This window comes from Paracoccus sp. FO-3 (assembly GCF_006386455.1).
Lineage (GTDB): Bacteria > Pseudomonadota > Alphaproteobacteria > Rhodobacterales > Rhodobacteraceae > Paracoccus > Paracoccus versutus.
In genome coordinates this window covers 1-12465 of the sequence record NZ_VCBQ01000066.1, presented here as the reverse complement: position 1 = coordinate 12465, position 12465 = coordinate 1, and the positions used below count along the sequence as shown (strand labels likewise).

At 68.2% G+C, this 12465-nt stretch carries 11 protein-coding genes; 5 read left to right on the top strand and 6 right to left on the bottom strand.

From position 1 onward, the window contains the following. Positions 1–3: 3 nt before the first annotated feature. Genes FE811_RS17410 through FE811_RS17395 form a run of 4 tightly spaced genes read right to left on the bottom strand, consistent with a single transcriptional unit; the run spans position 4 to position 3816 of the window. On the bottom strand, positions 4–1050 hold the full coding sequence (locus tag FE811_RS17410) for a 2-hydroxyacid dehydrogenase (protein ID WP_140848201.1): 1047 nt from the start codon (positions 1048–1050) through the stop codon (positions 4–6). Then, positions 1047–2246: a CaiB/BaiF CoA-transferase family protein gene (locus tag FE811_RS17405; RefSeq protein WP_072463877.1), complete on the bottom strand. Its 1200-nt coding sequence runs from the start codon at positions 2244–2246 to the stop codon at positions 1047–1049. The genes FE811_RS17410 and FE811_RS17405 overlap by 4 nt, the downstream gene beginning before the upstream one ends. After that, positions 2243–3010, bottom strand: coding sequence for a CoA-transferase (locus FE811_RS17400; RefSeq protein WP_140848199.1), 768 nt, complete (start codon positions 3008–3010; stop codon positions 2243–2245). The genes FE811_RS17405 and FE811_RS17400 overlap by 4 nt, the downstream gene beginning before the upstream one ends. Then, positions 3007–3816 carry a CoA transferase subunit A gene (locus tag FE811_RS17395; protein ID WP_140848197.1) on the bottom strand — a complete coding sequence of 270 codons (810 nt, stop codon included), beginning with the start codon at positions 3814–3816 and terminating at the stop codon, positions 3007–3009. Before FE811_RS17395 ends, FE811_RS17400 begins: the two co-directional genes overlap by 4 nt. 209 nt (positions 3817–4025) lie before the next feature. Here FE811_RS17395 and FE811_RS17390 point away from each other — a divergent pair, with 209 nt between their 5' ends. The 5 genes from FE811_RS17390 to FE811_RS17370 all read left to right on the top strand — a co-directional run bounded on the left by FE811_RS17390 (position 4026) and on the right by FE811_RS17370 (position 10369). Then, on the top strand, positions 4026–5174 hold the full coding sequence (locus FE811_RS17390) for an ABC transporter ATP-binding protein (protein ID WP_140848195.1): 1149 nt from the start codon (positions 4026–4028) through the stop codon (positions 5172–5174). Continuing rightward, positions 5171–6946, top strand: coding sequence for an ABC transporter permease subunit (locus FE811_RS17385; RefSeq protein ID WP_140848193.1), 1776 nt, complete (start codon positions 5171–5173; stop codon positions 6944–6946). Before FE811_RS17390 ends, FE811_RS17385 begins: the two co-directional genes overlap by 4 nt. Positions 6947–6977: 31 nt before the next feature. After that, the gene (locus FE811_RS17380; protein ID WP_140848191.1) at positions 6978–8054 is read left to right on the top strand and encodes an extracellular solute-binding protein; all 1077 of its coding nucleotides are present in this window, start codon (positions 6978–6980) and stop codon (positions 8052–8054) included. A 97-nt stretch (positions 8055–8151) separates the two neighbouring features. Then, a complete protein-coding gene (locus FE811_RS17375; RefSeq protein WP_036760543.1) occupies positions 8152–8907 on the top strand; it encodes an IclR family transcriptional regulator in 756 nt (251 codons plus the stop codon). Positions 8908–8926: 19 nt separating this feature from the next. After that, the gene (locus FE811_RS17370; protein ID WP_140848189.1) at positions 8927–10369 is read left to right on the top strand and encodes an NAD-dependent succinate-semialdehyde dehydrogenase; all 1443 of its coding nucleotides are present in this window, start codon (positions 8927–8929) and stop codon (positions 10367–10369) included. Between the two features lie 594 nt (positions 10370–10963). Here the strand turns inward: FE811_RS17370 and FE811_RS28325 are convergent. Together FE811_RS28325 and FE811_RS17360 are read right to left on the bottom strand one after the other, a co-directional pair. After that, positions 10964–11554: a TolC family protein gene (locus FE811_RS28325; RefSeq protein WP_255469766.1), complete on the bottom strand. Its 591-nt coding sequence runs from the start codon at positions 11552–11554 to the stop codon at positions 10964–10966. A gap of 308 nt (positions 11555–11862) precedes the next feature. Beyond that, positions 11863–12168 (bottom strand): hypothetical protein, encoded by a 306-nt coding sequence (locus tag FE811_RS17360; protein ID WP_140848187.1) that lies wholly within the window; start codon positions 12166–12168, stop codon positions 11863–11865. Positions 12169–12465 lie beyond the last annotated feature (297 nt).

Sequence of the window (12465 nt, the reverse complement as noted above, 5' to 3'; positions counted from 1 at the left end):
GCCTCACTTGCAGGGATGGAGCGGCGGCTTGCCGTCAAGGATCAGCGCGATGTCGCCGGCGATCATGGTCGCGGCCTTGATCGCGGAATGGCGCGAGGCGCCGGCGATATGCGGCGAAAGCGTGACGTTGGGCAGCTTCAGCAGCGGCCAGTCCGCGGGCGGCGGCTCGGGCTCGAACGTGTCCAGCGCGGCGCCGCGCAACTGCCCCGAGACCAGCGCGTCGTAAAGCGCGCCATAGTCCAGCACCTGCCCGCGCGTGGTGTTCACGATATAGCCGCCGGGCTTCATCATCGCGATCCGCGCGCGCGAGATCATGCCCTTGGTCTCGGGCGTGACGCGGGGGTGCAGCGTCACCACGTCGGCCCGCGCCATCAGGTCGTCCAGCTCGGCCTTTTCGAAACCGGCGGCCTTTTCCTCGGGCGTCAGTTCCTTGAACGGGTCGTAGATCAGGATGCCGCAGCCAAAGGGCTGCAACAGCCGTGCGACCCGCGTGCCGATGTCGCCATAGCCCACGATGCCGACGGTCAGCTCGCACAGTTCGGGGCCGGTGTTGGCGTAGTGATAGAATTCGCGCCCGAACCGGCCGCTGGCGACGGCCATATGGCCCCGGATCAGATTGCGGGTTTCCGCCAGCAGCGAGCCGACGGTGAACTCCGCCACGGCCGAGGCATTGCGGCCGGGCGTGTTCACCACCGGGATGCCGCGCGTGCGGGCCGCCGCCATCTCGATATTCACCGGCCCGCCGCGCGACACGGCGATGGCCTTCAGCCGGGGCGCGTGGTCGAGGCTTTCGGCCGTGATGGGCGCCAGATGGGTGACGAGGATGTCGAGATCGGCGAGGAAGTCGAAATAATCCTCGGGGCGGCCGACGAATTCGCCCACGGGCAGGGTGGGGTCGTATTTGGTGGATTTCAGCCGCAGCGGCCAGTCGACCTCCATGCTGCGGATGGTCAGCGCGCGGCCGGGCAGTTGCTCGCGCAGCGCGGCTTCAAAGAAGCCCGGCTGCATGAAGCCGTCGCCGATGATGCCGATGGTCAGGCGGTCCGTCATGCTTTCCTCGCGGCTTTCTCTTCGGGGTCAAGGCCCGGCAGCACCTCGCGGTAGCTGTCGGGGTCCAGCGCGCGTTCCGCCATGACTTCGCCCGTGTGCTGGGCAAAGCCGGGCGGCGCGCGGCGATAGCTGGCGGGGGTGCGCGACAGCTTGATCGGGCTGCCGGTGCCGCGATAGTCGCCGATGTCCACCACCATCTCGCGGTGGATCGTATGCGGATCGGCGATCACCTGATCGATTGTGCGCACCGCACCGCAGGGCACGCCGGCCTTGATCAGCCGGTCCGAGAGATCGGCGCAGTCAAAGGACGCCAGCGCCGCCTCAAGCTCGGCCTTCAGCGCGTCGCGATGGATGTTGCGCTGGCTGTTCGAGGCAAATCGGGCATCGTCAGGCAGGTCGGGCCGGCCGATCATGGCGCAGAGCGTGGCGAATTGCCGATTGTTGCCGACGGCGAGGAAGATCGGCTCGGACCCGGTGGCGAAGGTGTCATAGGGGCAGATGTTGGGATGCGCATTGCCCGAGGGCCCCGCCACTTTGCCAGAGAGGTAGTAGTTCGGCAAATGCGGATGCAGCAGCGAGACGCCGCAATCGTAAAGGCTGGTCTCGACGAACTGGCCCTTGCCGCTGGTCGCGCGCTCGCTCAGCGCCATCAGGATGCCGATGGTGGCGTTGAGGCCCGTCACCATGTCCACCACCGGCAGGCCCACGCGCAGCGGCTGGCCGCCCGCCTCGCCATTCACGCTCATGATGCCGCAAAGCGCCTGGATGGCCGCATCATAGCCCGGCAGCCCGCCCATCGGCCCGTCCGCACCGAAGCCCGAGACGCGGCAATGCACCAGCCGGGGGAAGCGCCGCGCGAGTTCGTCCTGGCCCAGGCCCCAGCGCTCCATCGTGCCGGTCTTGAAATTCTCGATCAGCACGTCGGCGTCTTCCAGCAGCGCCAGCAGCAGCTCGCGCCCCCTCTCTTGCGACAGGTCCACGGCGATGCCGCGCTTGTTGCGGTTCAGGCCCAGGAAATAGCTGGCCGCATCGCCCAGGAAGGGCGGGCCCCAGCCGCGCGTCTCGTCGCCCGCAGGGGGTTCCAGCTTGACGACATCGGCGCCGTGATCGGCCAGGATCTGGCCGGCATAGGGACCGCCCAGTACGCGGCTGGCGTCGATGACCCGAAGATTGGCGAGCGATCCGGGATTGATCATGCGGGGCTTCCTTCGCGGGTCAGGGCCGCCAGGTCGCTGCGCCATTCGGCGGCGAAGGCGGGGTAGGTTTCGGCAAGCTCATCCAGCACCCGGCCGCGCAGCAGCGACAGGGTGGCGGCGTCGGGGGCAGGGGTGGCGGCGGGCGTTTCCGCATGGTCGAAGGCAAAGCCGGTCGCCGCGCGGATCTCGTCCAGGTCATGGCCGGGGTGGACGCTTTCCAGCGTGAAGCCCGGCCGCGCCTTGTCAAAGCGGAACAGCGCCTTGCCGGTCAGCAGCGCGACCGGCCCGCCGGCGCGATAAACGCCGGGGGCGCTGGTGCCGGGGGCGCTGATGAAATCGACCTTGTCCACCAGCACGCGCGGCGAATGCTCTTCGCGGAACAGGATCACGCGCGGGACGGTGAAATACAGATAGGCCGAGCCGAACGAGCCGGGCCAGCGCACCTTGACCCGCGGATAGTCGCCGACGCCGACCAGGTTCACGTTGGCCTGGCCGTCGATCTGGCCGCCGCCCAGGAAAAAGGCATCCAGCCGGCCCTGGCCCGCGCTGTCGAACAGTTCTGCCGAGCCGTTGGTGAAGAAATTATGCTCGACCGAGCCGAGGATAGACAGCCGCACCGGACGCTGGCCGTCGTCCAGCGCCCGGCGCAGCATCGCGCCTGCGGCAGGCATGGGAGAGGAGGCGCCGACCGCGACATGGCGCACGCCGTCGAGCAGCCGGGCGATGGTGCAGATCAGGATCTCGCGGGGCAGGGCGGCGCTCATGCCGGCATCTCCTGCCCCATGAAGCCCGCCATGTATTCGGCAAAGCCCGTGGCCGTGCGGGCGGCGGCGGCATAGCGCATCAGCTCATCCGTGTCGGAGGCATATTCGCCCCAGAGGCCATAGGGCCAGGCGCCGCGCGGCGCCTCGGCCACGGCGCCGACGTACAGCGCGGGCAGGGTGCCGGCCGCGGTCATCTCGTCGGCCAGCAGGCTGCGGTCCACGATGCGTTCCACCGTCACCAGCGTTTCGGTCGCGGCATAGGCCATGGCGGCCAGCTCGCGCCGGCGGCCGATCCAGACATTGCCTTCGAGGTCGGCCATCGGCGCGTGAAAGATCGCCACGTCGGGCCGGATCGCCGGGATCAGCGCGATGGGATCGCCCGCGGCGAAGGGGTTGTCGATCACCCGCCAGTCGGGGCGGTTCGCCAGCACGTCCGAGCCGATCAGCCCGCGTATCGGCAGGAAGGGCACGCCCTTCTGCGCCGCCATCAGCCCGGCATGGATCGCGGGGCAGGTGGCGTCGAGGATGCGGATGCCGCCCTGTCGCACGGCATCGTTGAACCGCGGCGCGCCCCCGGCCTCGCCCAGCGACAGGGCGCTGGTCTCGACCGTGGCGACCAGCCCGGCACCGATCAGCATGTCCACCTGCAGGCCGCCGGTCGGCACGCAGACCAGGTGCAACCCGCCCGCCCCATGCTCGATCAGCGGCCGGGTCATCGCCATCGAGACCCCGGCGTAATCCACCGGCAGCGCCAGCGACATGCCCGGCGTGACGCGGCGGGCCATGGCGCGCAGATCCTGTGGCATGATCGTTCCCTTCCTCCCGCGTGTTCCAAAATATGGAACATAGTTCTGAAAATCATGATAGGCAGAGCCAAACCGGCAAGTCAATCCATTCCCATCGCGGCATTTTGCAGAAATTTCGCCCGCCCGTCGGAAATTCTTGACAAGCGGGGCAGAGCGCCGACAATGAAATACAGAATAGCGTTCTATAATATGGAACGAGGGAGGAAATGATGGCGCAGACATTGGCGCGGCGCGAGATGCGCCTTGAAACGTCCGGCACCACGACCACTGCCGCCGTGCGGGCGCAAGAGGCGATCGGCGCCGGCATCTCGATCCGCGAGGTGGTCAAGAGATACGGCGCCTTCGTCGCGGCCGACCGCATCAGCCTGGACATCGAACCGGGCGAGTTCATCACGCTGCTCGGCCCCTCGGGCAGCGGCAAGACCACGCTGCTGAACCTGCTTGCCGGGTTCCAGAGCCTCGACGGCGGCCAGATCCTGGTCGATGGCAAGCCGATCCAGCACGTGCCGGTGCATCGGCGCGGCTTCGGCATGGTCTTCCAGAGCTATGCGCTGTTTCCGAACATGACCGTGGCGCAGAACGTGGGCTTTCCCATGCGCATGGCCAGGATCGACCGCGCGACAACCGACCGCCGCGTGGCCGAGACGCTGGAGATGATGCGGCTGTCCGACCATGCCGGCAAGCTGCCGGCGCAGATGTCGGGGGGCCAGCAGCAGCGCGTGGCCATCGCCCGCGCCATCGTCATGCGCCCGCGCGTGGTGCTGATGGACGAACCGCTGAGCGCGCTGGACCGCCGGTTGCGCGAATCGATCCAGATCGAACTGCGCGAACTGCACCAGGCCATCGGCTCGACCATCCTCTTCGTGACCCATGACCAGTCCGAGGCGCTGACCATGTCCGACCGCATCGCGGTGATGGACGCGGGCCATATCGTGCAGATCGCCCGCCCGGCCGAGATCTATCGCCGCCCGCAAAGCCGATTCGTCGCGGGCTTCGTGGGTGAAAGCAACCTGATCGACGCGCAGGTGCTGGGCCGAAACGGCCGCGTCCTGACGCTGCGCACCCCCGGCGGCCATGTCTTCGAGGCGGAATCGCGCCATGGCGTGTCCGGCGACAGCGCCACCGTGCTGATCCGCCCCGAGCGCATCGCGATCCACGCCGCCCCCGCGCCCGGCACCCTGCCCGCGACCGTGACCTCGGCGCTGTTTTTGGGCGAGGTGCTGCGCATCGAGGTGGTGCTGGACGACGGCCAGCGCCTGCTGATCCGCTGCCCCGACATCGCCGGGCGCGAGCTGCCCGAACTCGGCGCGCAGGTGCATGTCGGCTGGGGCGCCGCCGACAGCTGGGTGCTGTCATGAGCGACGCGACCCTTGCCGCCCCCCGCACCCCCCTGGCGCAGCGGCTGAAAAGCCCGGCGCTGCTGCTGGTGCCGGCGGTGCTGTTCTTGGCGGTGATCTATCTGCTGCCGCTGATCGACCTGTTCCGGGTCAGCATGTCCGGCCCGACCTGGTCCACGCATTTCGAGCGGGTGTTCTCGGTCCCGCTTTACTGGGAATCGCTGGTCCGCACCATGAAGATCGCCTTCACGGTGGCCTGCCTTTGCGTGCTGCTGGGCTATCCCACGGCGCTGCTGATCCATCGCACGCGCGGCATCACCCAGATCCTGATCGCGACGGCGGTGATCCTGCCCTATTTCATCGCCATCCTGATCCGCACCTATGCCTGGATGGTGCTGCTGGGCCGCAATGGCCCGATCAACAAGCTGCTGCAAATGCTGGGGCTGATCGACACGCCGCTGGCGCTGCTGTTCAACCGGGGCTCGGTGCTCTTGGGCATGACGGCGGTGCTGCTGCCGCTGATGGTGCTCAGCATCTATGCCTCGGTGGCGCGGCTGGACAGCAGCCTGACGCGCGCGGCGCTGGCCTCGGGCGCGGGGCCGCTGGCGGTGTTCTGGCGCGTGCTGCTGCCGCTGACGCTGCCGGGAATCGGCGCGGGTTTCCTGCTGGTCTTCGTGGCGGCGCTGGGGTTCTTCATCACGCCCACGCTGCTGGGCGGGCCGGGCGACCAGATGTTCGCCATGCACATCACCCAGCAGGCCGATTCCATCACCGGCGAGGGGTTCCTGCAGGCGCTGGCCGTGGTGCTGCTGGTCATCACCCTGGTCGTGGTCGGCGTCGCCGGCCGGATCATGGGGTTCGAGTTCATCTGGGGCGGCGGCAAGCTGGGCGATGGCAAGCCCAAGCCCGTCGCCACGGCGGCCCGCGTGCAGGCGCCGCGCCGGGGGCTCGGCATGGTGCTGGCCGACCTGCTGGGCTGGCCGCTCTTGCGGCTGATGGGGCGGCTGCCCGCCGGCTGGGGGCGCTGGACGGTGCGGATCATGGGCGGGGCGGTGATCGTCGCGCTGGTCGTGCCGATCATCGTCGTGATGGTGATTTCCTTCAGCAAGGCCAGCTACCTGACCTTTCCGCCGCCCGCCTGGTCGCTGCGCTGGTACGAGAAGTTCTTCAGCGACAGCAACTGGATGAACGCCTTCCGCAACTCGCTGCTGATCGCCCTGCTTTCGGCGACGATCTCGGTCAGCCTGGGCGCCACGGCGGCCATGGGCATCGTGCGCAGCAACATCCGCTACAAATCCGCGCTGATGCTCTTGCTGGTCAGCCCGATGATCGTGCCGCCGGTGGTGCTGGGCCTGTCGCTTTACGCGCTGTTTCTGAAGCTGGGGCTGGTCGGCACCTACCTCGGCCTGGCCGCCGCCCATGCCATCGGCGGCATCCCGATCGTGGTGGTGATCGTCGCGGCATCGCTGCAGGCGGTGGACCAGCGGCTGGAGCAGGGGGCCGCGGTGCATGGCGCTTCGCCGCTGACGGTGTTCCGCACGGTGACGCTGCCCGCCATCGCGCCGGGCCTGGCGGCGGCGGTGTTCTTTGCCTTCCTGCATTCGTTCGACGAGCTGGTGCTGTCGCTGTTCCTGTCCAGCCCGCGGATGAAGACCCTGCCGCTGATGCTGTGGGCGGACATCAACTATCAGCTGAACCCGGTTCTGGCCGTCGTCTCGACGCTGGAGGTGCTGCTGGTCGTGGGCGGGATCATCCTGGCCCGGCCGGTCCTGACGCGCGGCAAGCCCGCGTAACCACAAGAATGTTCCAATGGAGGAGGATGGAATGCTGCGACTGAACAGACTGACCGGCGCGGTCTCGGCGCTGGCCCTGGGCGCGCTGCTGGCCGGCCCCGCGCTTGCCGAGGGCGAGGTGGTGATGCAGGATCCCGGCGGCGCCTATGGCGATGCGCTGCGCGAGGTCATGTATGACCCGTTCGAGAAGGAAACCGGCATCGACGTGGTGACGGTGCAAGAGGCGCGTTCCGGCCCCCGCATCAAGGCGCAGGTCGAGGCGGGCAAGACCGAATGGGACCTGACCTTCATCTTCGACCAGGAAACCCGCCTGCTGGGCGATTGCTGCCTGGCGGACATCGACTATGCCAAGCTGTCGCCCGAGGCGCAGGAGACGCTGGCGACCATGCCCGACAACCTCAAGCGGCCCAAGGGCGTGGCCTTGCAGGTGATCGGCGTCGCCATGGTCTACAACACCGACACCTATGCCGAGGCGCAGCCGGAAAGCTGGGCCGATTTCTGGGATACCGAGAAGTTCCCCGGCAAGCGCTGCCTGCCCGCCTGGCCGCGCTTTGTCATGGAGGCCGCGCTGATGGCCGATGGCGTGCCCAAGGACCAGATCTATCCCATCGACATGGACCGCGCGCTGAAGAAGATCGCCGAGATCAAGCCGCATGTCTCGAAATGGTGGACCACCTCGGCCCAGGCGCCGCAGCTGCTGCTGGACGGCGAGGCGGACATGTGCATGGCCTATACCGGCTCGTCCTCGGTCCTGGCGCTGGAAGGCGCGCCGCTGGAAGTCGAATGGAACCAGGGCTTCGTCTATTACGACTTCTTCTCGATCCCCAAGGGCGCGCCGCATTACGACAACGCGCTGAAGCTGCTGTCCTGGCGGCTGGATGCCAAGCGCGCGGCGGAACTGACCTCGGCCTATCCGGTCGCGCTGCCCTCGCCCCTGGTCTATGAGCAGGCCGATCCCGAGATCAGCAAGTATTGGGCCAACAACCCCGAGAACCTGGCCAAGGCCATCGAATGGAGCCCGGATTACTGGGGCGCCGCCTCGGGCCACGGCACCACCACGAACGAGGAATACGGCCAGGAACAGCTGAACGCGCTTCTGGCGCAGTAAGGATGCCTGGGCTGGCCTGTTCGGTGCGGCCTGGGGCATATATGACAAAAGGGCGGGCCGCGCCGGCCCGCGCCAGCAAGGGAAGACCAAGCCGGACATGGACAAGGCATTCATCAAGGGGTTGCGCCTGATCGAGGCGCTTGCGCTCAGCGACCAGCCGCGGGGCGTGACCGACCTGGCCAATGCGCTGGGGCTGACGAAAAGCAATGTCCACCGCCTGCTCGCGACGCTGATCGCCCAGGGCTATGTCCGGCAGGTGCCGCCGCAAAGCCATTACGAGCTGACCACCCGGATCTGGGAATTGGGCAGCCATGTCATCCGCCGCATGGACCTGACCCGGATCGCCCGCCCCGCCATGGCCCGGCTGGCCGAGCAGACCGGCGAGACGGTGCATCTGTCGGTGCTGGATGGCAGCGAGGTGGTCTATCTCGACAAGATCGAAAGCGCCCATCACATCCGCGCCCATACCAGCGTCGGCGCCCGCGCCCCCGCCTATACCGTCGCCACCGGCAAGGCGATGCTGGCGCAGATGCCCGACAGCTATCTCGACCGCTTCGAGGGCCGGATGCAGCGCTATACCGACACCACCCGCACCACGCTTGCCGAATTGCGCGAGGATATCCGCATCGCACGCGAGCAGGGTCACGCCCTTGTCCCCGAGGGCGAATGGCGCGAGGGCATCGCCGCCTGCGCTTGCGCGATCCTGAACCGCTCGGGCGAGCTTGCCGGCGCCATCGGCATGTCCGGCCCCGATTCCCGCATCAAGCGCAAGCAGCTGCGCGAGATCGCGCCGCTTGTGATGGAGGCCGCCCGCGCCATTTCCCTGGCCCTGGGCTATGCCCCGCGCGACTGAAACAGCAAAAGGTAAAGACATGACCGCCGCCTATCCCGACACGCTTCTGTTCATCGACGGCCAATGGCGGCCGGGTGCCGGGGGCCGCAGCATCGCGGTAACCGATCCCGCCAGCGGCGCGGTGATCGGCCAGCTGGCCCAGGCCGAGCGCGCCGATCTGGATGCGGCGCTGGCCGCCGCCGCGCGCGGCTTCCGGGCCTGGAGCGCGACCGGCGCTTTCGACCGCTATCGCATCATGCGCCGCGCCGCCGAACTGCTGCGCGAGCGCGCCGATGCCATCGCCGCCATCATGACCCGCGAACAGGGCAAGCCGCTGGCCGAGGCCAGGGGCGAGACCATGGCCGCCGCCGATGTCATCGACTGGTTCGCCGAAGAGGGCCGCCGCGCCTATGGCCAGATCATCCCCGCGCGCATGCCGGGCGTCACGCAGATGGCGATCAAGCTGCCGGTCGGGCCGGTCGCGGCCTTCACGCCCTGGAACTTTCCGATCAACCAGGTCGTGCGCAAGCTGTCGGGTGCGCTGGCCGCCGGCTGCTCGATCATCGTCAAGGCGCCCGAGGAAACCCCGGCCTCGCCCGCCGAACTGATCCGCGCCTTCGCCGATGCCGGGGTTCCGGCGGGGGTGGTGAACCTGGTCTATGGCGTGCCGGCCGAGATCTCGGAATACCTGATCGCGCATCCGGTGATCCGCAAGATCAGCTTCACCGGCTCGACCCCGGTCGGAAAGCATCTGGCGGCCCTGGCCGGCCAGCACATGAAGCGCGCCACGATGGAGCTGGGCGGTCACGCCCCGGTCATCATCTGCGAGGATGCGGATATCGCCCGCGCGGCGCAGACCATGGCGGGCAGCAAGCTGCGCAATGCCGGGCAGGTCTGCGTTTCGCCCACGCGCTTTCTGGTGCAGGGCGCGGCCTTCGAGCCCTTCCTGGGGGATTTCAGCGCCGCGCTGTCCCGCGCCCGCGTCGGCAACGGCTTCGACGAGGGCGTGCAGATGGGACCGCTGGCGAATGACCGCCGTGTCGTCGCCCTGCAGGGGCTAGTCGCCGATGCCGTCGAACAGGGCGCGCGGCTGGTCACCGGCGGCGAGCGCATCGGCAACAGCGGTAATTTCTTTGCGCCGACGGTGCTGGCCGATGTGCCTCTGGCAGCGCGGATCATGCATGAGGAGCCCTTTGGCCCCATTGCCGTGATCAATCGCTTCGATACATTGGACGAGGCGATCACCGAGGCGAACCGGCTGCCCTTTGGCCTTGCCTCCTATGCCTTCACCCGCTCGGCCGAAACGATGCAGCGGCTGGGACTGGAAATCGACGCGGGCATGACGACGATCAACCATCTGGGGCTGGCGCTGCCCGAGGTGCCCTTTGGCGGTGTGCGCGAATCCGGTTATGGCACCGAGGGGGGCTCGGAGGCGATCGAGGCCTATCTGGTGACAAAATTCATCACCCAGCTTCCGGGTTAAGGCGGCGACGAAGACCTCTCGATGGTGAGATGAGCGTCAGCCTGCATGCGCAAGGCCGTATCCGAATGCCGTTCGCTGGGCCGGTTTCGGCCCATTCTTGACAATGGCTTGCCGCCCGCGCTCGGACGGGATTTGCGATCACCCCTGCGGTCGATGGGACCGTGGCAGGCGACTTGCAGAGCGGGGGCGCTGATGCTGCGCGACCCGCGCCAAGCGCAGCGGATGCAGCCTTTTCGATCGAAATTCGGGGCCACTCGGCTGGGGCTGATCCCGGCGACGGCTCTGCCCTGTGCTGCATCTCCCCTCGCCAGGGGAGGGGAAATTCCGCATCGTCCATCGTCCTGCGAGGCCAACATCCGCCGGGATTGCCGGATGCCGAATTTTGGAAGCGGCGACCGAATGCAGCAATCGGAACGGGATACTGAACGCTCATCGGCTGACCAGCACCACCTCGCCCGCGCCGGCGCCTGTCGCGATCTGCAGCGCCGCCCATTCCTTGGCCGCCTGGTTGCGCGCCGAGGCGGCCGAGAGCCGGGCACTGGCCGTCGAGCGGTCGGAATCCAGCAGGTCCAGCAGCGCCAGCGCGGCCAGGTCCTATTCGGCCGAGCGCAGATCGGGCCGGTTGCGCAGCAGGTCGGCCGGCAGGCCGGCGCGACTGCTGCCGGGACTGCGCGGCTGGCGAGAGCCGCGCCGCATCTGCGCCTGCACCGAAGAGGCGGGCTGGTTGAGCAGGGTCGCGATGGCGAACACCTGCGCCTCGAACTGTGCCTCGTAGCCCGGCAATTCGGCCCGCGCAGCAGCAAGAAGCGCCTCGGCCTGGGCCATGTCGAATTCGCTGACCACACCGAATTCGCGCTGCTCGCGGGTGATGCGGACGGTTTCCTCGCGGCTGGAAACCGTCTGCCGCGTCAGCGCCAGCGGGTCATAGCGCGCGTCGCTATCGGCATCGATCAGCTTGGCGATCCAGGCCAGCCGCGCCGTGCCCAGATCCGCCTTGGCGGATTCCAGGCTGGTCCTTGCGCCTTGCCGCTCGCGCCGCGCGCCGCCGAACAGGTCAAAGACGAAACCGGCGCCGAGGCTGGAGGCGTTGACGTTCTGCACCGCTGCGCCCGCAGTCGAGCCGCGTTTGCGCGACGCATCGGCCGAGCCGGATGCCTGGGCCGCCAGAACCCCGGTGCCGCGCAGATCGGCGGCGGCGGCGCGGATGCGCTCGCGCGCGGCGGCCTCGTCCAGGTTCTGCTTCAGCCCCGCGCGCGATCAGCTCGTTCAGCACCGGATCGCGATATTCGGCCCAGAAGGCCCGGCTGGCCAGCGTGCCGGCGGATGCGGCCTCGCCTTCGGCGAAGGTCGCGGGCAGGGGGATCGCGGGGCGGTCGTCGGGATCGGGTCCGACGGCCGCGCAGCCCGCCGCCAGAAGCAGCAGCGCCGGGCCCAGGAAGCGGGAGGGGGAGATCACGTCTTGGCTCTCTTTCCGGTGAAATGCTGCACGGTCCTCAGGACCGTGACGTAGAAGATCCGGCCTGCCCTTCATGAGGCGCGGCGGACGGCTCCGGGCGCTCGGCGAGGCATTCGTGCAAGGCAATGCAATCGCGAAGGGCGCCGGCGACGACCGGATTCAGCATCAGGTCCAGCAGGTCGCCCCGCGCATCGACCAGCCGAAAGACCAGCCTTTCGCCGCCGAACTCGATCAGGCTGAACGAGACCGGCTCCATTTGCCGCGCGCCGGCATCGGCCGCTATGCCGCGCGGCACGCAAAGCGTCATGCGCCGTCGGGCTTCGGCCAGGGTCTGGCTGGTCATGGTCGCGTCCTGTCGCCTGTCCTTGGGCCGCGTCTTGCCGTGACCCGAAACCATGATGCCCGACAATCGTCCCGGCGCACGCAGAGATTTGTAAGGAAGTGTTTCCGAGGGTGCGGGGGAAACCTTTCGTTACAAATTCGGCTTTCGCGGAAACCTCCCGACACGGACAAGACCAACGATGGAAACCGCCAGCCGCTATCTCGGGGCGCAAGCGGGCGAACCGGCGCCGTTCCCATGCCGGATCGATTCGCTTGGAGCAAGGAAAGAGATCCGATGCGCCAGCCCTTAGCCCTTGCC

Excerpts from the sequence above, each read along its gene's own strand:
- FE811_RS17410 (WP_140848201.1), bottom strand. The coding sequence starts at position 1,050 with ATGACGGACCGCCTGACCATCGGCATCATCGGCGACGGCTTCATGCAG.
- FE811_RS17405 (WP_072463877.1), bottom strand. The coding sequence starts at position 2,246 with ATGATCAATCCCGGATCGCTCGCCAATCTTCGGGTCATCGACGCCAGC.
- FE811_RS17400 (WP_140848199.1), bottom strand. The coding sequence starts at position 3,010 with ATGAGCGCCGCCCTGCCCCGCGAGATCCTGATCTGCACCATCGCCCGG.
- FE811_RS17395 (WP_140848197.1), bottom strand. The coding sequence starts at position 3,816 with ATGCCACAGGATCTGCGCGCCATGGCCCGCCGCGTCACGCCGGGCATG.
- FE811_RS17390 (WP_140848195.1), top strand. The coding sequence starts at position 4,026 with ATGGCGCAGACATTGGCGCGGCGCGAGATGCGCCTTGAAACGTCCGGC.
- FE811_RS17385 (WP_140848193.1), top strand. The coding sequence starts at position 5,171 with ATGAGCGACGCGACCCTTGCCGCCCCCCGCACCCCCCTGGCGCAGCGG.
- FE811_RS17380 (WP_140848191.1), top strand. The coding sequence starts at position 6,978 with ATGCTGCGACTGAACAGACTGACCGGCGCGGTCTCGGCGCTGGCCCTG.
- FE811_RS17375 (WP_036760543.1), top strand. The coding sequence starts at position 8,152 with ATGGACAAGGCATTCATCAAGGGGTTGCGCCTGATCGAGGCGCTTGCG.
- FE811_RS17370 (WP_140848189.1), top strand. The coding sequence starts at position 8,927 with ATGACCGCCGCCTATCCCGACACGCTTCTGTTCATCGACGGCCAATGG.
- FE811_RS17360 (WP_140848187.1), bottom strand. The coding sequence starts at position 12,168 with ATGACCAGCCAGACCCTGGCCGAAGCCCGACGGCGCATGACGCTTTGC.